General features: G+C 60.8%; 22 protein-coding genes and 2 pseudogenes. 12 read left to right on the top strand and 12 right to left on the bottom strand.

Features of this window, described 5'->3' with window-relative positions; translation table 11 throughout:
- The first annotated feature begins 6 nt into the window (after positions 1 to 6).
- Positions 7 to 1,161, top strand: a complete 1,155-nt coding sequence (locus IWX75_RS00120) for an MFS transporter (protein WP_196820241.1) — start codon at positions 7 to 9, stop codon at positions 1,159 to 1,161.
- A gap of 1,408 nt (positions 1,162 to 2,569) precedes the next feature.
- Here IWX75_RS00120 and IWX75_RS00115 read toward each other — a convergent pair.
- On the bottom strand, positions 2,570 to 3,706 hold the full coding sequence (locus IWX75_RS00115; protein WP_334683996.1) for a hypothetical protein: 1,137 nt from the start codon (positions 3,704 to 3,706) through the stop codon (positions 2,570 to 2,572).
- A gap of 85 nt (positions 3,707 to 3,791) precedes the next feature.
- Here IWX75_RS00115 and IWX75_RS17510 point away from each other — a divergent pair, with 85 nt between their 5' ends.
- On the top strand, positions 3,792 to 3,953 hold the full coding sequence (locus IWX75_RS17510) for a hypothetical protein (protein ID WP_334683995.1): 162 nt from the start codon (positions 3,792 to 3,794) through the stop codon (positions 3,951 to 3,953).
- A gap of 288 nt (positions 3,954 to 4,241) precedes the next feature.
- Here the strand turns inward: IWX75_RS17510 and IWX75_RS00110 are convergent, their stop codons facing one another.
- From IWX75_RS00110 to IWX75_RS00100, 3 genes are all read right to left on the bottom strand, one after another.
- The gene (locus IWX75_RS00110; RefSeq protein WP_196820240.1) at positions 4,242 to 4,892 is read right to left on the bottom strand and encodes a sigma-70 family RNA polymerase sigma factor; all 651 of its coding nucleotides are present in this window, start codon (positions 4,890 to 4,892) and stop codon (positions 4,242 to 4,244) included.
- Between the two features lie 153 nt (positions 4,893 to 5,045).
- Positions 5,046 to 5,264 carry a hypothetical protein gene (locus IWX75_RS00105; RefSeq protein WP_196820239.1) on the bottom strand — a complete coding sequence of 73 codons (219 nt, stop codon included), beginning with the start codon at positions 5,262 to 5,264 and terminating at the stop codon, positions 5,046 to 5,048.
- Between the two features lie 243 nt (positions 5,265 to 5,507).
- The gene (locus IWX75_RS00100) at positions 5,508 to 5,876 is read right to left on the bottom strand and encodes a VOC family protein (RefSeq protein WP_334683994.1); all 369 of its coding nucleotides are present in this window, start codon (positions 5,874 to 5,876) and stop codon (positions 5,508 to 5,510) included.
- Positions 5,877 to 6,133: 257 nt separating this feature from the next.
- Here IWX75_RS00100 and IWX75_RS00095 point away from each other — a divergent pair, with 257 nt between their 5' ends.
- Positions 6,134 to 7,216, top strand: a complete 1,083-nt coding sequence (locus IWX75_RS00095; RefSeq protein ID WP_196820238.1) for a hypothetical protein — start codon at positions 6,134 to 6,136, stop codon at positions 7,214 to 7,216.
- Here the strand turns inward: IWX75_RS00095 and IWX75_RS17840 are convergent.
- Both IWX75_RS17840 and IWX75_RS00075 read right to left on the bottom strand, forming a co-directional pair.
- Positions 7,197 to 7,760: pseudogene (locus IWX75_RS17840) on the bottom strand (phosphotransferase-like protein). The gene IWX75_RS00095 and the pseudogene IWX75_RS17840 sit on opposite strands and share 20 nt — an antisense overlap.
- Positions 7,761 to 7,926: 166 nt before the next feature.
- Entirely contained in the window at positions 7,927 to 8,457 is a 531-nt protein-coding gene (locus IWX75_RS00075; RefSeq protein ID WP_196820234.1) for a hypothetical protein, read from the bottom strand.
- Positions 8,458 to 8,714: 257 nt separating this feature from the next.
- Between IWX75_RS00075 and IWX75_RS00070 the strand changes: the two genes are divergently transcribed.
- Positions 8,715 to 9,497, top strand: a complete 783-nt coding sequence (locus IWX75_RS00070; protein WP_196820233.1) for an ankyrin repeat domain-containing protein — start codon at positions 8,715 to 8,717, stop codon at positions 9,495 to 9,497.
- Positions 9,498 to 9,631: 134 nt separating this feature from the next.
- Positions 9,632 to 10,036 (top strand): PDDEXK nuclease domain-containing protein, encoded by a 405-nt coding sequence (locus IWX75_RS00065; RefSeq protein WP_442858929.1) that lies wholly within the window; start codon positions 9,632 to 9,634, stop codon positions 10,034 to 10,036.
- Positions 10,037 to 10,244: 208 nt separating this feature from the next.
- Here the strand turns inward: IWX75_RS00065 and IWX75_RS00060 are convergent, their stop codons facing one another.
- On the bottom strand, positions 10,245 to 11,918 hold the full coding sequence (locus IWX75_RS00060; protein WP_334683993.1) for an ABC transporter substrate-binding protein: 1,674 nt from the start codon (positions 11,916 to 11,918) through the stop codon (positions 10,245 to 10,247).
- 1,016 nt (positions 11,919 to 12,934) lie between these two features.
- On the opposite strand from IWX75_RS00060, the gene IWX75_RS00055 reads away from it, so the two are divergent.
- The 7 genes from IWX75_RS00055 (at position 12,935) to IWX75_RS00025 (ending at position 20,817) form a co-directional block, all read left to right on the top strand.
- Entirely contained in the window at positions 12,935 to 13,306 is a 372-nt protein-coding gene (locus IWX75_RS00055; RefSeq protein WP_196820232.1) for a hypothetical protein, read from the top strand.
- 448 nt (positions 13,307 to 13,754) lie between these two features.
- Complete coding sequence (locus IWX75_RS00050; RefSeq protein ID WP_334683992.1) at positions 13,755 to 15,047, top strand: metallophosphoesterase; 1,293 nt, start codon at positions 13,755 to 13,757, stop codon at positions 15,045 to 15,047.
- A complete protein-coding gene (locus IWX75_RS00045) occupies positions 15,044 to 16,054 on the top strand; it encodes a hypothetical protein (protein WP_196820230.1) in 1,011 nt (336 codons plus the stop codon). Before IWX75_RS00050 ends, IWX75_RS00045 begins: the two co-directional genes overlap by 4 nt.
- A 42-nt stretch (positions 16,055 to 16,096) precedes the next feature.
- Complete coding sequence (locus IWX75_RS00040) at positions 16,097 to 17,062, top strand: TRAFAC clade GTPase domain-containing protein (protein ID WP_196820229.1); 966 nt, start codon at positions 16,097 to 16,099, stop codon at positions 17,060 to 17,062.
- On the top strand, positions 17,059 to 17,877 hold the full coding sequence (locus IWX75_RS00035; protein ID WP_196820228.1) for a hypothetical protein: 819 nt from the start codon (positions 17,059 to 17,061) through the stop codon (positions 17,875 to 17,877). The genes IWX75_RS00040 and IWX75_RS00035 overlap by 4 nt, the downstream gene beginning before the upstream one ends.
- On the top strand, positions 17,874 to 19,865 hold the full coding sequence (locus tag IWX75_RS00030) for a GAP1-N1 domain-containing protein (protein ID WP_334683991.1): 1,992 nt from the start codon (positions 17,874 to 17,876) through the stop codon (positions 19,863 to 19,865). The genes IWX75_RS00035 and IWX75_RS00030 overlap by 4 nt, the downstream gene beginning before the upstream one ends.
- 682 nt (positions 19,866 to 20,547) lie before the next feature.
- Entirely contained in the window at positions 20,548 to 20,817 is a 270-nt protein-coding gene (locus tag IWX75_RS00025) for a ribbon-helix-helix protein, CopG family (RefSeq protein WP_196820226.1), read from the top strand.
- A 104-nt stretch (positions 20,818 to 20,921) separates the two neighbouring features.
- Here IWX75_RS00025 and IWX75_RS00020 read toward each other — a convergent pair whose 3' ends face one another.
- The 5 genes and pseudogenes from IWX75_RS00020 to IWX75_RS00005 form a co-directional block, all read right to left on the bottom strand.
- Positions 20,922 to 21,158 carry a DapH/DapD/GlmU-related protein gene (locus IWX75_RS00020; protein WP_334683990.1) on the bottom strand — a complete coding sequence of 79 codons (237 nt, stop codon included), beginning with the start codon at positions 21,156 to 21,158 and terminating at the stop codon, positions 20,922 to 20,924.
- Positions 21,153 to 21,224 (bottom strand): annotated as a pseudogene (locus tag IWX75_RS17835) (sugar O-acetyltransferase); the annotation flags it as partial. The pseudogene IWX75_RS17835 and the gene IWX75_RS00020, both read right to left, overlap by 6 nt.
- A gap of 230 nt (positions 21,225 to 21,454) precedes the next feature.
- Complete coding sequence (locus tag IWX75_RS00015) at positions 21,455 to 22,501, bottom strand: NAD(P)-dependent alcohol dehydrogenase (RefSeq protein WP_196820808.1); 1,047 nt, start codon at positions 22,499 to 22,501, stop codon at positions 21,455 to 21,457.
- Between the two features lie 23 nt (positions 22,502 to 22,524).
- A complete protein-coding gene (locus tag IWX75_RS00010) occupies positions 22,525 to 22,803 on the bottom strand; it encodes a hypothetical protein (protein ID WP_196820225.1) in 279 nt (92 codons plus the stop codon).
- A gap of 69 nt (positions 22,804 to 22,872) precedes the next feature.
- Positions 22,873 to 23,292, bottom strand: a complete 420-nt coding sequence (locus IWX75_RS00005) for a hypothetical protein (protein ID WP_334684071.1) — start codon at positions 23,290 to 23,292, stop codon at positions 22,873 to 22,875.
- Between the last annotated feature and the right edge of the window lie 27 nt (positions 23,293 to 23,319).

Raw genomic sequence — 23,319 nt, 5'->3', positions numbered from 1 at the left:
ACACAAATGCGTACGACTATCGCTTCTCTCAGTGCTTTCGCTGCCTTTGGTGTGTTCTGGGGTATGTGGGGGGCGGCCCTGCCCGCGTTACGCAGTGCCTCGAACCTCGATGACGCAGCGCTGGGTACTGCTCTGCTGTTCGTGGGACTGGGCGCCTTGCCTGCCATGTTCTTCACCGGCAAAGCTGCTGACCGCTTTGGCACGCGTATCGCCGGGCCCCTGTTGGTCACACTGGCTGGTGCGGGAGTGCTCATAGCGTTCTTCGCACACAACCTGCCCACGCTCATCATCGGGATGACCCTCATCGGTGCGACCTCGGGGGCCGCCGATGTCGCCTCGAACGCTCTCGCCGGCCTCGCGGAGCAGGAAACAGGACGGCGGACCATCACCATCGCCCACGCAGTGTTTTCTTCCTTCGTCGTCATCGGCAGCCTAGGCACGGGTGCTCTGCGCACGGCAGGATCTGGTGTCGGGGTTGTCTTCCTCGTCATGGGCGCGGTAATGACCGTGTTAGGCGTGGTGACGCTCGTGTGCGGCAGTGGACCTCACCGTTCCGGTGATGCGACAGCCCGCCGACGAACAGGGGCGTGGCGTTACGCTGTCCCCTTCGTCATCGTCGGACTCGTTGCGGCGCTGGGTTTCGCGGCAGAGAACGCCCACCAAAGCTGGAGCGCCATCTTCCTTGCGGATGAGCTCGACGCCGAGCCAGGCGTGACGGCTCTGGCCCCTGCAACCTTCGCGACCTTCGCGGCCCTCACCCGTTTCGCGGCCGGGGCACTCACTCGTCTTCGCGCTGGCATCCTGCTCATCGGCGGCGGCATGACAGCGACCGCCGGAACGCTACTGGTAGCCAGCGCGACGACCACCACGACCGCCCTGGCCGGTCTAGCCCTGGCAGCGATTGGCACATCAGTGCTCTTTCCAACACTGCTCAGTGAAGCTACCCGCACCGTCCCCGCACATGAGCGAGGACGAGCAACATCCGCGGTCGCCACCACCGCATACCTGGGATTCGTGCTCGGACCTGTCTTCGTGGGATTCCTCGCAGAAGCAGTAGGACTACGAGGAGCCATGATGGGGATCGCACTGCTGACCGCCGCGTTCGCGGTTATCGCGCCCACCATCCTCGGCAGAATCAAAACCCTGGAGCGAAGTGCGTAATCGCACCCAACCTTCGGCGTTCGCAGAGTCAGGGCTTCGAGGTCTAGCTCAAGCACGAAGACTCCGTCGAACAAATCTATGAACTTGGGGAAGTTGGGAGAACCGCGCGACGGCATTCCAGAAAGCTTCAGGAGACAGCGGGATACTCCATAAAGCGGGTGCGCACCCCGGGTTGGGGTCGATGGCTAGCCCAGATGCCCACCCGGGTTGAAATGACCACTCCTTCTTGGCCGTCGCGTCCGCGTCATAACTGATGGAGAACTGGACCCCGCCTCCGATGCTGTAGGCAATGTGATCCTCTTTATCCCAAATTTGATCAAGGCCAATCAGATCGGAGTAGAACCGGCGGGACGCCGCAACGTCATCACTGCGGGTGTAGAGAAAGAACGTTCTCGTCGACATCCAAATACTCTAGGTCTCCTAGGTCTCCTGCGAGCCGCTCCCTCAGCGAGACCGACCTAACGATGACTAGTCGGATCACAGTAGGTTTCTGGTCCAGGCCTCCTGATGTGGAGAGCGTTGCCATTGCCGGCGAGGAACGTCCCACTCGCGTGCGACATCTGTGAGCCAAATCGTCGTGTCGGGATTCCATCCCGAGATGACCGTCGATGTTCCTGCGTCGACCTGCAGCGCACGACTGGCCCTACTGAAGTAGGCCAGGGCTGTCAGGTGCACCGCGTCCCACCGCTTCGCGACCTTCTCCCAGTCCGGAATCACCCACCTGCCGTCATGCCCGGTCTAACGGAACCAGTCATGACGCCGAGATGCCGTGACCTCCAACGGGTACTCACGGCACAGAGACCCCCAATCGTCTTCGGTACCCACCTCATAGGTGCGGCCCGCCCCGCGCACGGGGATTACGGTGGCGTGCTCCCAGCCGAAGGAGTCATCGACGAGGTTCAGCCCCAGCGGTATCCGTCCGACTTACTGGGTGGTTCCTTGCGGAAAGGGCCACCACGTCCCGGAGTAATTGGCGTGGGGATTTCGGGGTCTCTCCTTCGCGGCGCGGACCTCCTCAGCGCGTGCGCCGCGGGCCCAAGTAGAAAGGGCGTGTAATGGTTCCCGGGGCAGCGGTGCTGGATCATCTGCTGATCGCCAATCGATAGCCCACTGCTCGACCTGCCGGCCTTGCGACCACCACTGCGTGGAAGGCACGGTAGTTACGTGCCGGGCAATCGGGGCAAGGGCCGCTGTCACCGGTGGAAGCGCTGCCAGGACATCCTCCCCGTCCGGTTCCTGCCAGGGCCGAGACGTATCAACGTAGAAGGGAAGGCATGAAAGTCCTTGAATCGTGAGAGATGTGGAGGGTTGCGGGCGGTGCGGGTGAGCGCTGGAAATTCTCGAAGGGAAGCATGCAGCCGCGGCGGTTCCGAAGATCCGCCGCGGCCACACCACAGCGTCTGCTGGTTTATCCCTCGCCCTCGGCGTGTTCTTCACCTTCGGCGTGCTCGTGGTCCGGTGCTTCTGCGTCGCCGGTCACGATGGCGAGCTCGTTAGGCGTCTTGGGCAGGTCGAAGCTGGACAGGACGATGCCGGCCTCGACGTCGATCACGTGCAGTTTCTTGGCCGCCGGGTCTGTCACGTAGGCGAACCCGTCAGCGCCGACCTTCACCGTCGGTGCCGGCGACTGCCATTCCGCGGGCTCCTCCCACGGCTCGACGACCTTGACCTCGTGGATGATCTCCCCGGTCTTCTCATCGAGGATGTTCAGTTCCCCGTCGTAGGTCAGGACCATGGCTTCTCCCTCCATCCCGCGGGCCAGAGAGCGGAACCAGTACGCCGACCCCAGATCGGCCGTCGTCATCGTGGCGGTGAGGGTATCGATCAAAGCGATGCGGGTGGGTCGCTCCTGCTCGGCATCGGGATCAATCTTGTAGTCGGCCAGCACGATCGGTGACTCCTGGTTGCCGAACAGGTTGCCCGACCGCTGGTACGCCTCCTCCACCGGCACTTTGTGGAATGCGCCGTCGCGGTAGATCACCGGTCCGTTCTCACAGCCCAACGAGACGACATCTCCGGTGGAGGTGGGCATTGCTGGGGCTTCTCCATGAACGCCCGGGCAGTCCGTCGTCTCTGCCAGGACCTCACCCTCGGGTGAGAGAACCTGGACGGTGTTGCTCGACTCCTCCGTGCCTTGCGTCATCAGAAGGGCCCCGCTGCTCAGCGGAACGGCAACACCATGGTGAGCAGCGTCGGTGGAATGCTCCTGAACCTCGTCCGCGCTCACCTCGCCATCTTCGAAAGCAGCGGAGTCCATTACCGTGATAGCTCCGCTCCCGTCGGCGAAGAGCGCCGTCTTGCCTTCGTGCGCGACGACGTGCCCGGCCTCGGGGGCCTCAATAGCGGAGCCGGTCAGCGCCGGTGCCTGCTCGTAGTAGTGATCGTGATCCCCATGCCCCTCAGCGATAAGACCAGTGTCGAACACGCGAAACTCCTCGCCGGCACTGACCAGGACGTGCCGTCCGTCGCCGGCATTGTTGAGCCGCAGGAACCCCTCCGATTCGGTGCTGGCGACCACCTCACCGGTCTCGGTGTCAACGGTCATCAGACCACCGTCGAATGTCAGCACCGCGCGTGGGGCCAGAGCATCCACTTCCAGACGATCCGAGGCCCCAGCGGAAGGTTCGGTAGTGGATTCAGCAGTGCTCTCGGCGGCAGGGGAGGAGTTCGTGGACGAGTCGGCGCCAGGCTCGGATGATGCAGCGGCGGAACAGGAGGTCAGGACCAGGGCGGCAATCATGGCGGAGGACAGAGACAGTGTTCGAGGGGAAATCGGCATGACAATAGGCTAAATGCAAATGCTTCTCATTAGCAACATGGGTTCCGTGCCTGGTCCAGTTGGTTGTCGAGCTCTTCCAGATCCCGCACTGCTGCGCTGACGAGGAGCTGTGCTTTCCTGGAGTGGCGGGTGTCCGATGTGGGGAGCAGATTCGCTCTCACACATGGCGCGGGTATCGAGTACGGTGCGCACCAGGTGAGGGCGTAGTGATTCCAGGTCAGCAAGACGTCGCGCCGAATCGCCGGCCACGGATCGTTCACGGGGGTCGTGGTCCCGGTTCTGGGTGAGGGTTTCCATCCGGTTATGCTCCGTCCCGGGAAGCCCGTAGCTGTGCCAATGCGGTGCTGATCCCGGTCCTGACGGTGGGAAGGGACAAGGAAAGGTGTCCGGCTATCTCGCGGTGGGTCAGGCATTCGTCGTAGGCGAGGCTGAGGGCTTGACGTTGAAGAGGGTAAAGGGTGCCCTGGTGTCCTGTCATCGCGCGGGCATCGCTACTGTCCGCCGGAGTTTCGGCTGCGATTCCGGCCGGGACGGTATGCCTGATGCTGGGTGTCGAGCGGACTTTATCGACCGATTTTCGGTGGGCCATGGTCATCAGCCAGGCCATGACACTGCCACCTGCTGGGTTGTACCTCTGGGCGCCCTGCCACACGAGCACATAAATTTCCTGCGTGATGTTCTGAGCGATTTCAGCATCGACGATGATTCTGCGGGCAAGACCATGAACCCGCCGTGAGGTCAGCTGGTAGAAGGCGGTGAACGCCTCCCGGTCGCCGGCGGCCACGCGGGAAAGCAGCTCGGCCAAGGCGGCCTGATCCACCCGGGATATGTCGCCGGTGAATACCTTCGTGGACGCGTCCGTGTTCGAGGGTGCCCCCAGCTGTGGGTTCTGTGCTGGGCGCGGATCTTCATGGCCGGCAGGATCGGGCTGCGTGGAGCGGTGTCTGTTCATGACGGGATGCCTTTGAGGTAGCTCGCCGTGCGGTCAGACGGTATCAAAACGAGTAGCTAGGGAGCGGTAACCGAGGCCGTCCATGGACCAAAATACCCCATAGCCCACGGGTAGTGACTAATCAGAGCCACGTCATGGAGGGTGTGTCCGTAGTCAGCTTGCTGTTGGCAGGTTGCTACGTTCGCGGGTCCTGAAGGGGTCAAGGTCGACGGTGCGACTCATCGTGTGCTCGACCGGTTCCGGGCAGAGAACGTCATGCATCAGGTTCAACCACTGGCGCGCTGTGGATTTGTCGGTGACGTACTCGGTGGGGTAGACCGCGTGTTCGTAGGCAGCCGAGAGCACCCGGTCCATCGGCCCGCTGCCGAGCATTCAGCCCCTCACCGCTTTGTCCAGAGCGAGCACTCCCATCGGTCGTCGTCGACTGAATCAACTAACCGCGAAGCACCGCCCATTCAACACGTAACCGCCATCAATGAACAACTGCCTTCCTTCCGCGAAAGCTAATGCCTAGCCCAAAAGCGCCACTCGCAGAGCCAGTCCTATGCAACGGGAGGTAGACGCCCGGGATTTTTGAAGGATCTTTTACCGGACGAGCGGAACCTCATGCTCGCTTCAGGCTACGAAGATGCAGAACGGATGACCGGCCGGATCGGCATAAACGTATAAGGGCTCGTTCGGGTCGCCCGTTCGATTGAAGCGGAGTTCTGCCCCTAATGCCAGCGCCCTGGAATGGTGATGTTCAAGTGTTTCCCGGTTAGGAACGGTCAGATCGAGGTGCATCTGCATCGGCACACCAGACGAGGGCCATGTTGTCCGCTTCAGGTGATCAACCTGCTGGAAAGCGAGCTTGCGGTTGCCCTGCACATCAGTCAGAACAAGCCAATCGACATCATCAGGGGCGCCCTCAGCCGTGGACTCGTCTCCTGGTCGGTACTGGAGTCCGAGAAGCTGTCGGTAGAACTCCGCCAGCTTCTCGCACATCAGTTGTGTCAAGGACCGTATGGAGTATTTGAGGAAATCCGGTCATGGACCCGAGACTAACGATCATCACGGTTCTCTAGCTAGCGTCTGCCGCACCGTCATCGTGCTGGCCGGACTCATCAAGAGACGATCGGCTTACGGACGCTCCTCGAACGCTCCCCTGATGTTCTGGCGCAGTCCGAACCACTGCTCTCGATGCCTTGAAGAAGAGCGCCGACGCACCGAGTGCGGCGGTCACCGGCCCGTAGGGTGTGATCATGACCGCTCGCATAGCTGAAGCCCGAGGTATCTCTTCGATGCTCGCCGGGCTGGATGATGCGGGTATCCGGACGCTCATTGATACTGCAGTGCCGGTTGGCGTCGGTATCGGGGGAACAACTAAGACCGTCGACATTGGCGGAACGACTGTGTTCGTGAAGCAGCTCCCACTGACGAGCGTCGAGGAAGCGGAGCCGACCGCCACGACGAGTCGGCTCCAGCTCCCCTTTGTTTCCCACTACGGGATAGGAAGCCTTACCCATGCGGTCGGGCGGGAATTGGCGGCGCATCAACTGACATCCGAGTGGGTCCGCACGGGAGCTGCCGATTTCTTTCCGCTGCTACTCGGCTGGCGCGTCCTGGATATGAATTGTGAGGCGGACCTTAGGGAGTTCGACGGCGAAGCTCCTCCACGCCAGTGGGGATCACACTGGCCTCAGGTTCAGAGCAAACTCGCCGCGATGAAGGACGCGTCCAAGAGCATGGTGTTTTTCCTCGAGTACGTGCCCGAGACGCTGGGCGCTTGGGTGCGCACGAGTATCACCGAGGGCACGGGGGCGACCGTCTTTCCTGACGTGGTCAACCAGCTCCTCGAAGCCACCGCCTGGATGAACAAGCAGGGATTCCAGCACTTCGATGTTCACCCGGGGAACATCCTCATTCGCGACGGCAGACTGCTCTTCACGGACTTCGGCCTGGCGCTTCATCCAGCGTTCGACCTCACCGCGGAGGAAAAAGCATCCATGCCGATGCATGACGGCTACGACCGTGACACTGCCCTGATGCATCTGTTCCACTGGACGTTATTTGAACTCGGCTATACCTCCGTCCCGCAGCGCCTGGAGCTATTGCGCGCTGCCGCCGCTGACCCAACCACACCAGCACTGGACCCAGTTCGTACGGCACTTGGGGACGGCGCTGACCACATTGCGCAACATGCCAGTGTCGCTGCCTACATAACTGAGATGTTCGCCGCCCTCATGCAGGATGCGTTCGCCACCCAATACCGATACCCGAGGACTGCGGAGCCGAAAAGGATCACCGGTCCCCGTAAGCGATTCGTCAGCGAGCAGATTCGTTGAGTGAGAACCAGCCCACGATGTCACTGGCGCAGTCTTCGGTCGAACGATTCGTGGTGTCGACCTTAAAATCGTACGTCGTGCCGCTGTGCACGCTCAGGGCTTACTGCCGAGCCATCCCCTCCACGCGATCAAAGCGTCGGGCTTCGCGTGATGCGGCGATATCAGGGTCGCAGCGCACTCCGACCCACACCAGGTCCACGCTGCTGAGAGTGGATTACACGCGCTTTTGTCCGGCACTCCCTGAGAGAAGCACCTCATCGAGAATCACGTGAGCTCCAGCTCTGGCCATACTGCAAAATCCGGTGTACCAACTGCGCTCCAGGGTCCGATGCTCGATGCTGGAGGTAATCGTGCCATCTTGCTCATAAGTGATTCCCGTCCACGGACTGTCGCCCCGATTCGGAAGAGTTTCGATGGAATTGTCCACACCAAAAGTCAGCCAGATACCTGGAAGCATTTCCTGAAGAGCTCGGGTAATGGAGGACTTCCCGGAAATCGAGCCTCCACTCAGCACCACTACGCGGGGATATCGGTTGGAAGACATTCCGCGAGCCTAACCAAGAATTTCGATGAAAACCTGTCCGCAAGCCGATTCCTAAGCGCAGCGGCGCAGGCCGTATAGGTATGCATGAGACCGCATGACGTCGAACGTCCCTGAAGGAGTGGGGTGGCGGTGTCCGATTCATTCGGAACCATCTGTTCTAAGCACGTTAGGAATGGTCAGGCGTCGTAGGGGAGGAGTAAGTGCACATCCGCTGTACCGTCCCGCGCGCGCTGGTCCAGGAGGGGCCAGCGGGGACCGTTGGTTTGTGAGTCCCACTAAAAGTCATTTTGGCGCTGGCGCTGGCGCTGGCTGGCCGGCGGCTTGCGGCGAAAAGCTCCATATCGACAGTGTTGTTGCCTGCTTTGGTGTCGATTGTTAGGTCATCACCAAGGAAAGCAGGTTTATTCAACCGATACTGCGCACTGGTCAGTTGTTTGCCGGGATGGTGTTCTTTACCGGTGTGGATCATCAGCAAGATCTGGAGCGGGCCGTGTATCACCAGATCACGGTAGCCTTCGCGCTGACAAGCATAGTCCGCGTCGTAATAAATTCGGTGTGAGTTCCCGGTCAGAGCGCTGAACCGGAAGAGCATCGTTGATGTGGGTTGAGTGGCGGTTCCCGTGACTGGCTCTTCAGTGGTGGAGCTACCTTTTTGATTTGGCGACGACGACGGTGTGCCCGGGCCAGAGCGGTACACGACATCTTGCTCCTCGGATACGCAAAGAACCCCTTTTTGGTGAAAATTGTGCCGCAGGACCAGGAAGAGGAGCTCTCCGGGCCTACCATTCTTGACGTCAGCGCGGAGCAGTGTCGTTGTCCTGTTGGCCGGCAGGGGATCGGTAACCGGATCTGGCGAACGCCCGTGACGCCCGGGCTGAGCCGTGCCTGGCCGACGTGGTCCGATTCATGGCTGGGTATGCTGACAGGCATGGGAATGGTCCCGATGAAGTTTTGGTGTGCCACCTCGGTGGCCCCGCGGCAGGCGTCCCGGTGAGGGCCCTCGTGCCGGGCGGTGTTCTGGCCTTACTACTGCTGATGACCGGCTGCACCGGCAACGGCGAGGTGACCGGTCCGACGCAACAGACGCCTTCCGAGTCCACGCTTTCGCCGAGCCCGTCGAGCCCGTCGAGCCCGTCGAGCCCGTCGAGCACGTCGCCGCTACCCGTGGAGTCTGCTCCGAGTGTCTCGCCGAGCAGCCGATCGGCTGCGTCTACGTCGCTCGCCCCCGGCGAACTGACCGCGCTGAATCAGAACCTGATCGGGGCGGCCTGGGACAACAATGTCGCCGAAGCTCTCCGGCTCATCGCCGCCGGCGCTGACGTCAACTACGAGGACGAGAGCGAACAGAGCGCTTTCCTCATCGCAGCGAGTGAGGGCTACCTTGAGTTGCTGGAGCTGACCTTGGACAACGGTGCGGACGTCCACGCGCGCGACAGCTACAACGGCACGGCCCTGATCCGCGCCGCGGAGCGTGGCCACGCGGACGTGGTGCGAAGGCTGCTGCAGACCGACGTGAACGTAAACCACGTCAACAACCCGGGCTGGACCGCTCTGCACGAGGCGATCATCCTGGGTGATGGCTCGCCCCGGTACGTGGAGACCGTGCAGCTGCTCGTCGACGGCGGCGCCGATGTGAAGCTCCCCTCCCAGCGCGATGGTCTGATGCCCTTGCAGCACGCCACGTCCCGGGGCTTCCAAGAGATCGCTGCCATTCTGCGCAACGCGACGGAACAGTAGACCGCGGACGCCGCCACAACAGCAGGAGAAGTGTCGCCACTATCGACAAGCTCGACGACGCTCCCGCCCGGGACTGGTACGCTGCGGCGGCGGTGGAATACGGGTGGTCCCGCAACTTGCCGATGAACATGATCATGAACAAATTCATGGAGCGTACCGGGGCGGCTCCGTCGAACTTCACCCGCCAGCTCTCGGCACCTGGTTCCGAACTGGCGCAGCAGGCTGCCAGGGATCCGTACGCCTTCGAGTTCCTTGGGTTGAGCGGAGACGTCGCGGAGAAGGACCTCGAGCAGGCCCCGATGAACAGAATCGTGGATACGCTTCGTGAGCTCGGGCCCGGGTTCGCGTTCGTCGGCTGGCAGGTGCACTTCGACGTCGGTGGGGATGATTTCTACATCGACCTGCTGTTCTTCCATGTGCAGCAGCTGCGCTACGTCGTCATCAAACTTAAGGCCGGGAAATTTCAGCCCGAATACGCCGGCAAGATCAATTTCTACGTGACCTTGGTTGATGACAAACCACCCGCTCCGCTTGAATGAAACTCGGCTGCCAGCCCGATGGCCGCCAGCTGCCCGCTACCGGTCAGTCGCCGCCAATAGCGCGCATGTTCGCGTAGTTCGCTGCTTCAGGCGGGAGCCGGAATGACGGACTCCCGCCTTTCTGAAGATCACCGGCATGGGCGCGAGGACGAGCGTGATGAGGGACTAGCGCAGGTTCGTTTCGGGTAGTTGCGTGGTTGTGTTTGGTTTATCCGGCTTCGACGAATGCGGCGTTGCTGAGGTGGACTACGCCGTCGGCGAAGGTTTCTATACCTGCGATGTTGGTGGTGTGGGCGGTGAGGTTACGCAGGCGGTAAAGGTAGATGATGGGGTTGTCTTCCTGGATCTGGGTGACGGCCTGGCCGTAGAGCTCGGAGCGTTCGGCGATGTCGTTTGCTTCTGCTGCCTGGACGAGGAGCTCATCGACCTCGAGGTTGCTGTAGCCCATGTAATTATTGCTGGTGCTTGTCGACAGGCGGTTGGACATGTTGCCGTGCGGGTCGACGCGGCCGGACCAGCCGAGTTGGACGGTTTCGAAGTCCCCGCGGTCCTGGACGTCGAGCAGGGTCGAGTACTCAACGGGCAGGATCTCCATTTCAAAGCCGCCCTCCGTGACGGAAGCCTGCAGTGCCTGCGCGAACCGGATGGTGTCGGGGTTGTTGCTGACCTGCATCGTGAACTTGTACGGCATTTCCACGCCGGCTTCCTCCAGTAGGGCCTTGGCCGCCTCGGGATCGTACTCGGGGCATGCTTCGCTCGCGTCAGTGCTGAAGGGGCTTGCCGGGGAGATGGGGGAGCAGGCCGGCTCATACCAGCCACCGAAGACCGACTGCACGAGGGCTTCACGGTCGATCGACATAGCCAGAGCCTGACGCACTGACGTGTCAGTGGCCAGGGGAGTATCAATGACTCCCGGGGCTGCGCCTACGCCGTCGGTGTTGCCGACATTGATGGTTAATCCTTGAAAGCCAAGGGAACCGGCCTGCAGGACGTTGATGCCGTCCTCGTTCATGAGTCCGTCCACGTCCTGGGTGGAGATGGTGTCGGCTACCTGGACATCGCCCGAGCGCAGGTTCGCCGCACGGATGTTGGAGTCGGTGATGATGCGGTAGGTGATGGTGTCCAGGTGCACGTTCTCGGCGTCGTAGTAGAGCGGATCGCGTTCCACCGTGATGGAGGTCTGAGGAATCCGTTCTGCGAACTTGAAGGGGCCTACGCAGACGGGGCTGTCGCCGAACGCTTCACCGTTAGCGGCAAGGGCGGCCGGTGAGAGGATCATGCCGGCGCGGTCGGCCAGGGCGGCGGTGAGGGGTGCGAAAGGCTCTGTGTAGGTCACCTCCACCGTGGTGGAGTCCACGGCCGTGATCGATTCGATGGGACCGAGCTCGCCCTTGCGCGACGATCCTTCGAGGGTCAGGCCGCGCTCGATGGTCTGGGCCACGGCCTCGGCGTTGAAGGGGGTTCCGTCGGCGAAGACCGCATCATCGCGGACCGGAATGCTGACCGTCAGGCCGTCCTCCGAGACCTCGGGAAGGTCGGTAGCGAGCTGCGGCACGATCTCGCCGTTCGCATCGATGTCGTAGAGCTTCTGGCACATGGTCTGCATGACATAACGCGTGTAGAGCGACGACGACGTCGTCGGATCGAGCCGATCGGGCTCTGCAGAAAGGGCCATGACGAGATCGCCGCCCTCCACGATCGTCTGATCACCGATCGGGGCAGTCATAACATCCTCACCCTGGGGCGCTTCGGCGACAGTCTGAGGTGCCTGACACGCGGTGACGCCCACGACCAGGCCGAGGGCGAGGACCGGGACAAGCATATTGTGGCGCACCATGCGCGGGGTCGAAGGCGGGGACATACGTGGAGATAGCTCGGACATGATGTTCCTCTGGGTCGGAATGTCTGTGCTTTACATACAATCAGGGGAGCCTACCCCTTTTCGTATACAATTTGTTACGTTTCGGTGAATATGTCCCCGAGTTTCTATCGACACCTGATTCCGGAGGCCAAGGGGGGCGGCTATTGCTGCGTGGGTTCCGGTAGGCAGGAGCGTCCCTTGAGACCGCTCCAATGGCTGGTGTTGTACCTCCAGCTGATCGGCGTAGCTGTCTCTAGCAACCGGAAATGCTGTGGTTCATCCATCTGTGGACGGCTCCGGGCTGGCCCGCGAAAGCTCCACCCTCCCACAGATGGATGACCCGCCAACAGCCGAGGCCCATACTTCCGTGTTGCCGCGCACGTATCTATTGCCACTATCAGCTCTATTAGATCCACGCGCCCTGTATCCAGTGGCACAGCGTGAAGGAGGTTGTGCACACCCACCGTCCGCTCGAGATAAGCGATCTAGTGTCCGTGACGCGGTGAGTGTGTGCAGGCGGGCCCCTGGGTTCTTCCTGTCCAGGTGTGCGGGAAAAGCAGCGAAGCGTGGGGAGCCTTCGCCGTGCACAGGTGGTCAGGAGGCCGGTTAACTGTGCCGTAGACGAAACACGGCGAGACGAGTTCGCGAGAGACGGTCCGCCCTGTAAGCCCGGGAGCACGGATGCTCGATATTCGACCTTGGTGAGAGTCTTGGAAAGCTCTAGACTTCCGAGACACCGCGAACGGTTGATTGGCCGGGCCGAGTGCAAGGTTCTTGACCGATCGTTCTTGAAGCCTGTACGCGGCGTTCGGGAGTAAGCGCGGCATTTTCCTCGAATGTCTACGGAGCACCCTGAATGCCACCGATGATCTTCCTAGCTCATTCGAGCTCCTCCTTGTGGCATTGGGAGAACTCGCGGCCCGAGATGACGAGATTCGGACCCTTTGTGCTGAAGCGATCAAACCCCTAGGCGATGCCGCGGCGCACGAAATCGGAATACACCTGCTGGTACGGGCCGGCCTGAACAAAGGACGCTCATGAACACGGTATCGATCAACTCTCAGCACCGACTCCTGGTCATCGAACCACGAGGACTGGATAAGCTCTGGGGCTTCGTACGCACGATCGATATACCCATCGACCAGGTACGCGGAGCAACACACGACCCAGGTGTCATCGAGGACTACAAAGGAGTGCGCGGACCGGGCCTGGGCATCCCCGGCCACAAGTGGGCCGGTACCTGGCGGAAGGACGGAGAACGCCACTACTGGAACGTCACCGGCGGGAAAACCACGATCGTTATTCAAACCACAGCCCAACGCTTCCAACGCCTGTACCTCAGCGTCGAGAATCCCCGTACAACCGTGGACCTCATCAACACCGCCCTGACAGACCAAAACCAGCGGTGAATGACGTACGTAAAAGGTAGCCGTGCGTCAATTGTCATCGTCCGGGGTAAACGCCACTCCCCTGCGACGACGCGGCCTACGGCTCCTTGGCTTCTTGGCTCCTCAGCAAGTACAGAAGACCACCCCTCACCGGGCCGTTCCTAACTCACCATTAACGGCTGTGTAAAGGACTCCTGATGTACCTCTGCACAGCCGCCGCCTATGCCGACCACGTGGGTGGCGAACGCCGCGTGATACGACTGCTCCGTCAATTTGTGCGGAGTTCGGGAGCTTCTGTGCAGCTGCATACCAAACTCGCCCCGACGGTCGCGGCGCTAGGATGAGAACTGTCGGATCTCGCCGCACGGGGCACCAGCCGCAGACAACTCGATAGTCGGCTGGTAAGAATCGTATCTGCGGCCGCGACGACCAATACAATACTGGTTAACAGCGGACAAAAGGGGGCGGCGTGCCGTTACGGATTCTGCATGTGAGCGACATCCACTTCAATGACAGTGGGTGGGACGAGGATCACGATCAGCGGACTGAACTCGTGCGCGATGTCGCTTCTTATGTCGAACGCAACAGCACCATAAACGCGATCCTCATCGGTGGCGACATCGCTTTTGGTGCCGAGCCAGCGCAGTATCGCATCGCACGTGATTGGATCGACCAGTTGCTCGTCGCAGCCGGTGGTTTAGAGCCCAGCGACGTATGGGTCATTCCTGGAAATCATGACGTCTCGTGGAATGTGATTCACCACAGTCAGATTGCGCAGGATTTTCGACGCTCGCTCTTGGAGTGTGATCTACCAGACATCGATCTCGTTCTCAAACGTCGACTTGCAGATGACCCCCAAGCCGCAGCTGTGATGACGCCACTCGATGCCTACAACGACTTCGCCGCCGCCTTCGGATGCGCAGTGACAGCAGACGCTCCTATGTGGATCGATGACACACTCGAAGTAGACGGTCTCCTGTTAAGAATCACCGGAGTCAACTCCGCGATCGCCAGCCACAGAGACTCCGACGATCCGAAGCAACTCAACTTGGTCGTTGGCTCTCATCAGGTGCGCCTAGATCGCAGGCCTGGGACAGTGCACCTCGTCATGATGCATCATCCACCGAGTTGGCTAAGAGACTGGCCTTCAATCGAACCGTACTTGAAGAGGGCCCACGTTGTTCTCTTCGGGCATGAGCACGCGTACAGTACTCTCCAGCCCGAGGGGGTCGGTGCCACCGTTCACGTGAACGCTGGTGCTGTCGCCTCCGAGCGACGACCCGGTGGAGAGAACGACCCGTACCTTGCCAGTTACAACGTCATTACTTTGTCGAAAGCGAAGGATGGCCTTGGCGTGTTGGTGAAACCACGCTACTGGGACAAGCCGACGACGCGCTTCGCGTCTCATCCGCAGGGCGATGAGGCGTACTTCGTGGCGAACGATCCGCTTGGCCAAGCCACGCCAGGTGCGAGTCAGCCTGAGGACGGTGATGAGGATGAAGCTACAACCGCATCCCCGCTGCTAGAAGACCCCGCGGTGGTATCAGCTGCCGCCCTGTCGAGCGAAGCGCGCAAGGACCTCCGCCGCCTTGCAGTGCGTTTTCTTCGGCTTCCGGTCACGAGTCGGAGAGAGATCGCTCGCCGACTTCAGGTCATGGATGACGAAGATTTGACCATTCCTGATCGCGAGCTGTGGAATGTCGTGCTCAAACGAGTTCGTGACAGGAACCTTATTGACCAACTCGAAGAGGAGCTAACGTGACTACTGGGCCGACATTTGAAGAGATGGCGCAATTGCTCTCGAGGGTCTCGATGGAGGTCGGTTCCAGTGAGGTTCGGAGTCGATTGACGGCTGCCCACGACGTGATCGAGGCAATACCCGCCCTCGACGTCGTAGCTGTTGCATTCGGCGCACCCGCTCCCGGCGCATCCGAGTCCGTTGAGGCAGCAATCCAGGCACATGACGAGACTTGGATTCCCGGACGTCGCCCGGAGGTTGCGCGCATCGTCGCAGGCGCTTCGGTGATCGGGCTGTTGCGACGCGAAGACACTTCCATGCTATCGGCACTCGCATGTCATTCAGCAACGTATCTCGGCTATCAGACCAACGTTCAAGAGCTTCTACTGCTCGCAAATCAGGTGTTGTCCAGTGCGGCGGCCGATGGGCGATCCCGTGCAGCGCTTCCCCCGCTCGGAACTACTCCGCGAAGGCTACTTTCAGGTCAGCAGGAACTGTCAGGTACTGAAGCGGTGACGGCGGTCCGAACGTTGGCGAGACGGTTCGAGGAAGTTGTCGAGTATGCGAACTTGCGGTTGGATCGCATGGACGAGGAGGTGAATACCCTCTGGTGGGCTAGGAAGCGGCACCCGAATGGCTCGGAGCATGTGTGGAGCGAGATGCCCGCGTTGCAGCGCGTCACGCGCGCCGCGCAAGAGGTGACCGAGTATTTGCGTGTCCCTCCGGCAACGAGGGGAACCGTTGAGATCTTGAACGAACTCGTGGGAGACGTCGAGCAGGAGCCTGATGTGTCGCTGCTAGCCGTCTCCGAGGAACTCGCTGCCTCCGGTGGGGCGTCCGCGAGGAAGGGACACCACCTCTTGCCATTCGCGACGTTTGTCCACGCACTCCATGCGTATCCGGAAGAAACGGGTGTGGCCGGATCAGTTGTTAGGCAAGCGACTGGACTCGCGTCCTCGCAGGAGGTGAAGGTCGCGGGACTAGGAGAGCAGATTCTTCGGGAACATTCGATGCTCCAGGTGCTCGCATGATGTCAGGAGATGTCCGGTCATACTATTTCGAGGTGAAGCACAATGACTCCTGAGCCGATCGAGCATTTAGACGAGTCGAGCGCAGCGACCGGTCATGACGATACGGCTAGCCTCTATAGCGAAGACGGCGTAGTCGAGGACGTCGAGTTCGATCTCGATGCAGAGGCAGAAACCTCCGAAGCATTAACGGAAGACCGTCTACAGATCACCGGTGGGGACGGCCTCTCGCTCAGTGAGGCCGATGAGGCAGTTGGAGCTACTCCCTCCGTAGTTGTCCTTGTGGCGGGAGAAGCGAACGCGGGGAAGACTACACTCTTGGTCGAACTCTTCGCGCAGTTCCTCGATGGGCCCGTAGGGAGCTGGCACTATGCAGGGTCCCGTACTTTAAGAGGATTCGATCGAAGGCACAGGCCAGCACGAGCCTCGACTGGGGCATCCACTGCGACTACTGCGCGAACTCAGGACGACGACCTGCGTCACTTGCACCTCGCAATAGCAACGGATGAGCGCAGAGTCGACCTGATCATTTCCGACATCAGAGGTGAAGTGTTCGAAGCGATAATTGACGGCAGGTCTGCCCGTCATGAGCTGCCGTTCCTTCCACGAGTTGACTACTGTTTAGTACTTCTCGACGGAGAACAAATGAACGCTAGATCGATAAGAGACCTGCAGATGCTGCGTGGACAACAGCTACTCGACGGGCTCCTCGAACCGGACAGCCTGAGGGACGATTCCAGCGTGATGCTGGTGGTCACGAAGATCGATACATTAGATGACGAGGCCCGATCGGAAGCCGAGGCCGGGCTCAGCGAGTTGGTTGCATTGATACAGGGTCGGACGGTCAGTTCCAGCGTTCACGCGATCAGTGCGAGGCCCGAAGATGGCTCAGCGCCGGTTGGGCTGAGTGAGCTCCTCGACTACTTAACACATGACGAGGGAAAGCCGGCGGTCCCGAGGACTGAGAGCGCTCTGACGCACGGTCGCTATTATTGGAGAGGGAGCTGGTGAACACCTCAGATTTCACAGGAGCGATCTTGGTTGGCCTCCCGCATGCCGGGAAATCGAGTTACCTGGCGTTGCTTTACCTAGCGATCCTCAAGAAAAAGCGTTGCTCTATTCAACTTGCTTCGTCGAAGGATGATCGCGAACACGTCAACACTTTGATGCAGGCGCTCCTCAAGTGCGAAGAGGCCTCTCGAACCGAAGTTGCTCAGACCAAAGGTCTTCGGCTCTCCGTCCGAGACGGGGAGGGATTAGAGTGGACGCTCGATATTCCGGATTTGTCTGGCGAAACATGGCTCGACGCGCTCGAGGTCGGTGCGATCGATCAGGACCTCTTCGATGAAGTTCAGCGGGCGGGCGCCGTAGTGGTCTTCGTCCACATAGGAGACTTCGCCACGGATCCGCTGATTTCCGCGGTAAATGCTGGGGCGGACGCATTGGGTGCTGACATTTTGCCCGAAGACCCGGAGTCTGGGCCCTTAGGGCCTTCCCAGGTCGACATTGCCCAACTCCTGCAAGCGGTGGACGAGATAGCGGAGGATGGATGCGCGCTCAGTATCGTTCTATCGGCCTTCGATTTGGCGGGGTCCATGACTCCGCGAGAATGGTTGAGTAACAACGCACCCTTACTAGACCAGTACATCACCGCCAATAGGACCCGCCGACCGATACGACTCTTCGGCCTCAGCGCACAGGGCGGAAACTTCGTGACGGAGAAGAATTCGCTTTCGCAGATAGACGGGCTTGAACGAGCATCAATTCTCGATGAGGAAGGCGCAAGCGTCGATGTAGATGCACCGATTCTGGGCAGGCGCGGATGACGCTACGGCAGTTCGATCAAGCATTCTTCGGATACGCCCGCGGTCACCGGCTTCTCAGCGCCTCAGCGCCGCTCGATGAAGAATCTAGTCGCGTCCTCCGCGTTGTGACTGACATGAGCTTCGAAGGACGGAGCAAGTCGTATCTCTCTGTGCTTCCGCTTCCAATGGCTCGTGCACATGCTTTCATCCGCACGTGGCCCGCCGAGGCGTGGATGCGACCCGGCGCTGTGTGGTCCCGAGTACTGTTTTTACCCTGGCAAGACCTAGGCACGCTCATGAATTTCTCCGAGGTTGTGGCGGCGATCAAGCCGGTGGACCTGCGAGACAGCCGAGAGCTCGAGAAGTTCATGAAAGCTTCGGCGTCTCCACTCGAAGTCGATCTTGAGAGCGGCAACCCACCTCCAGTCAGCACGACCGATAGCGCAATAGATCTCGAAAAACTCCTTGGTGGTGTCTATTCTTCCAGTCGCACCGTGAGCGTGGCTTCTCCGGATCCTCGCCAAGAAGAACAAATCTTGTTGGCCCTTTTTGCTCAGCAATGGCCACGACTGCGCCGCTCCTTTGCTTTCCGGACCCGCTACCGCTCGTCCGAGACAGCGATCAATTTCGACCTTGAAATTGTCGAAAAGCGGGACCGAACCTCTGATCTGCCTTCAGGTCGAGAGTGGGCACAATCCCTCGCCAACGACCTGAAAGGTGCTAGGTCAACTCTTCACGCCTTCCTGCAACGCTATGGAGCGCAGAGCCGCCGAGGGCGACGCGACATGTCGGTGCTGGTGAGGCTGCACGATGAATTGACCAATACTCGTCACGGGCAAGACGCAGTCAGCACCCTATTTAAGGAGTTTCCTTCAAGCCGAGACATGCCGAGCCTCAAGTACGACATTTTCGCAGAGGATGGCGCTATCCCGATCCTTGAGCCGGAGCGAGTTGGCCTAGCGGTAGCAAACTCGGAGCACTTGAACTTAGCAGAGTTGCAGATTGGCCGCAGACTCGTTCAACTTGTACTTGATGAAAGCATCGACACGGGAGTGGGATTGCGCACGGATTTCGCGACCATCCCCGAGTCTCAGATCGAAGGTCTCCTGGAGGAGATCGCGAATCACTTGAACTTCGAAACTGTCCTGCAATTCGCAGATCTGCACGAAGATCTTGCGCTTCTCGTCGCAGCGCGAAGACCAGATTTTCTAGAGAACGCCCGACTCTGGGAGGCTCTCGAAGGTGAGTCCGTTGGTGACGTATTCATGTCACTCGAGCCGGAAGTGCAGCGGTCCATCCTCCGTCGACTACTGGCGTCTGGTGCGGTTTCAGCCCTCGCGATTGCGTGCAACGCGTCTTCAGATACGTGGTGGCAACTTGTAGAGATCATGAGCAGTGAGTCGACGACCGCCGCGGCCGTGGCTGAGAACGCGGCCGTACTGCAAGGAGTTCTCGAGCGCATCGGAATGGCCGGTTTGTCCGGGAGCCCGGTTAAGGGGGCGTCCGCTCGGTACGTTCTAACGATGCTGTTGGCAGCTCCGCTCCAGGCTGGACTTTGGAGGCGCCTTGCGCCGAAGGATTGGAGCAACGCGCTTATCGCTGCGCAAGAAGGTGAGCTTCGCGGCGCCCCTCCACTTATTCTCGAGCGGCTTCTCGTCTTAGCCCTGGTATCCGGAACGCAGAGCGGCGATGCAACGCTTCGTAAGAAGTCGTGGGAGCTGACGTTTCCTCGCCTGCACGAGGCACTCCGTAGCCCCCAGTTTGACAGTGAAAGTTGGGCAGTGCTCAACTCGGTGCTTCCCTCTGGGCCCGAGTGGGATCGTTGCTACCGTCTTCGTCGGGGAGCGGTTGCCGAGATTCGGCGGGATGATTGGGGGGCGGGCCCGTCAAGTCGCTTGATCGGATCCGCCGGTCCGGATGCCCATGACATGATTGAGCAACTGAACCGCCGGAAAAAGGCACGCAAGAGTTGGGTGGAGGATGTCCTGCGCCTGATCGGTAAAAAGTGACCAACGTTGCGAACGTCGGGATAACAGCACGCGCCGTCAAGTGTCACTGCTAGATGTAGAGCGTCCTAGAATCACGGGCCAGGAGCCTGCCGACCGGCCGTTCATTCTTCTTGTCCTGCGCGCTGTCGAACTTTGGCGGAGTCGCCAGTGGCGCCATCGCGACCCTGCCCGCCGTACGCGGGTTGGACGTGCGGGTATGCCTCACGGGAGTCGCCGCGGACTGCTAGCGACGACTAACACCGCGTAAAAATCGGCGTCACGCCATCGAAACCGTTAGCGGACTCGGACACCGATTATGTTCAAGCTGAAGGAGCTTCTCGATCCCACGCACCCCACCAACCCCTTGAACAACATCAGGCGCCCCGATCCATCAGCGGGCGATCAAAAGCTCTAAGTTCGTGCGTTCCTGCGCCATTTAGTGATCACAGAACGCCGCCACTCATCGCTGCGATTCACACCGTTTAAGGCTTTTGCAACAGGAATGTTCGAGGGTCTAGACGTCGTGCAACACCGGCGGCGGGGGGTTCATGGGGGCACTGACCGTCTGAAGCGTTACTGATTCCGGTCAGTCGCCTGGGCCAGCGATGGGGGCTATTTCGGGCCACGAGGCTGGATGGTTCTGCTCTCGAAGGTCAGTGGTCGGTTGTACACCTTGTTTACCTACCGAAGGGGAGAGGTCGGCATGGCAACTTGGAATCAGCAGTCACACCCGTCCGGTCAGGTCGTCTCTGTGCGCCTGCCCCCGGACATCGTCAAACGGATCGACGCCCTGGCCGAGCACACGGGACGCAGCCGCGGACTCTATATCCGACTCGCGTTGAGTGCATTCCTGCCGCAGCTCGAGGAAGATCACTGGAACCAGAAGACGGCCCGCTATGAGCGGGACGGCTTTGACCGTGACTTCGCGCAGCTCACGACGCATCTCATGAAAGACCCGGAGCCCATCCCCTAGGCCAATACCGCGCTGTCCGCAGAGGAATCCGCCAGCGTGGACCTTTGTAATGGCGGATGAAGTTGCGGTAGGCGCTTCGTACTTGCCGGACCTCCTGGTAACCGTTAGTCGGGGATCACTCGCACGACTCGTGCCGGTGATCCCACCATCACGGCGTTGGAGGGTACGTCCTTCGTTACGACGGCGGCGGCTGCAACCACGGCGTTGTCTCCGATGGTGATGCCCGGAAGGATGGTTGCATTGGACCCAACCCATACCTTCCGGCCGATGACGATTGGAGCTGGGTGCATATCGGCGCGCTTGCTGGGGTCGAGGTCGTGGTTGAGTGCTGCCAGTACCACGTTGTGTCCGATCAGGCAGTCATCTCCAATGGTTACTCCGCCCTGGTCCTGCAGTTTGCAGCCGGCGTTGCTGAAGTTTCGCCGGCATTCGGGACGGTCAGTAGATCGTTGAGTTCCACGGTACTTTCCTTACACAAGGTGGTGCTTGGTAGTTTGCTACGGCCCATCTGCCTAGGAGCCCTAGGGCATCGCCGCCGCGGCCGCAGAACCGAACCGTAGCCCCTACCACCACGCTCCAGTCCAGGCTTTGGCGCGGTCGTAGGGGTTACGGCATGTCCCGGGGCCGGGTTGGTCGCCTAGGAGAAGGTAGCGGCGTCGATGACGAAGCGGTAGCGGACGTCAGAGGCAAGGACGCGCTCGTAGGCGTCGTTGATCTTTTCGGCCGGGATGACCTCGATCTCGGCGCCGATGCCGTTTCGGGCGCAGAAGTCGAGCATTTCCTGTGTCTCGGCGATGCCGCCGATCATGGAGCCGGCGAATGAGCGACGACCGCCGATGAGTGCCATCGCGTTCACCGGCAGCGGCTCGGCGGGCGCCCCGACGTTGACGAGGGCGCCGTCGACCGTCAGGAGTCCCAGGAAGGCGCTGATGTCGATCTGGGCGCTGACCGTGTTGATGATGAGGTCGAATGAGCTGGCCAGATCGGTGAACGTGGTCTCGTCGCTGGTGGCGTAGTAGTGGTCCGCTCCCAGCCGGAGGCCGTCCTCCTGCTTCTTGAGGGATTGTGAGAGGACGGTGACTTCGGCGCCCATGGCGTGCGCGATCTGGACGGCCATGTGGCCGAGGCCGCCGAGGCCGATCACGGCGATCTTCTTGCCGGGGCCGGCGCCCCAGCGGTGCAGGGGTGAGTAGGTGGTGATGCCGGCGCAGAGCAGGGGGGCGGCGGCATCGAGTTCGATGCCCTCGGGGATCTTCAGGACGAAGTCCTCGGTGACGACGACGTGGGTGGAGTAGCCGCCTTGGGTGATGGTTCCGTCACGGTCGGTGGCGCCGTAGGTGCCTACCATCCCGTTGACGCAGTACTGCTCGTCGCCCACCGTGCAGTTCTTGCACTTCCCGCAGGAGTTGACCATGCAGCCGACGCCGACCCGATCGCCGACGGCGTGCTTGGTCACTTCGGCACCGACTTCTGTGACGATGCCCGCGATCTCGTGGCCGGGTACCAGGGGGTAGGGCTGCGGCCCCCAGTCACCTTGCACGGTGTGGATGTCGGAGTGGCAGATGCCGGCGTACTTGATCTCGATCAGGATGTCCTGGGGACCGACGTCGCGGCGTTCGATGGTGGTGGGGACGAGGTCCCCGTCGGCGGAGGGTGAGGCGTAGGCGTGGACGGTGGTGGTTATGTGTTTTCTCCTTTTGGGGGCGTTCAATTGCTGGTTGCGGCCGGCTGGCCGTAGTCCTGGTCGGTGACGTGCTCGCCCCACGTCACGATCTGGCCGTGGCCGTTGGCTTCCTGGACGGCAATCTGGGCCATGAAGCGGTCGGCGGTGGCGCCGGCGGTGCGGGCGCTCGGGCTGAATCGCACGTGGGCGCAGCCGACCGCCGATTGCTCGTCGGGGTTGCGGATGCCGTCGATGTGGACGGTACCTGTGAACCAGGCCTCCGGTCCTACTGCGCTCTGGCCGCCGCTCCGGGTGTATTTCATCTCGGTGCCTTCCATAATGAGGGCGCGCCGGACACCCGGACCTTTCGGTCCGCTGGGGGCGCGTGGTGCCTACTGCTTCTTGGTCTTCTTGAGGTCATCGGCCAGGGAACGTGCCTCATCTGAAAGCTGTGCGGCCCTGGACTCGTCGCCAACGTGGACGGCTTCCCAGTAGTCGATCTTCAGTGCGACGTAGCGTCTGCGCAGGGCTATGGACTTTGCTTCGACAGCCAACTGTTCCTGCTGGGCCTTCAACAGCTCTATCTGCTCCAGAGCCGCTTCAGCCCCCAGCGCCCCGTTCCCGATGTAGCGACGCATGTCACTCACGGACATCCCTGTCGCGCTCAAGCAGGAAACCCACGTGAGCAGATCCAAATCCTCCGGCGTGTAGACCCGGTGCTTGCTGCTCGCGCCGCGAGAAATCGGGACTGCTGAAGGTTTGGTTGACTCCTGACCTGTGAGGATAAGCCTCGCGGGTGGAAGGATGTTCATCATGCCCAAGGCCTTTCCCGAAGAGTT

It is taken from the genome of Arthrobacter sp. CAN_A6, assembly GCF_015751715.1.
Lineage (GTDB): Bacteria > Actinomycetota > Actinomycetes > Actinomycetales > Micrococcaceae > Arthrobacter_D.
Note: the sequence above shows the minus strand (reverse complement) of the source record. Positions and strands in the feature narration are given on the sequence as shown.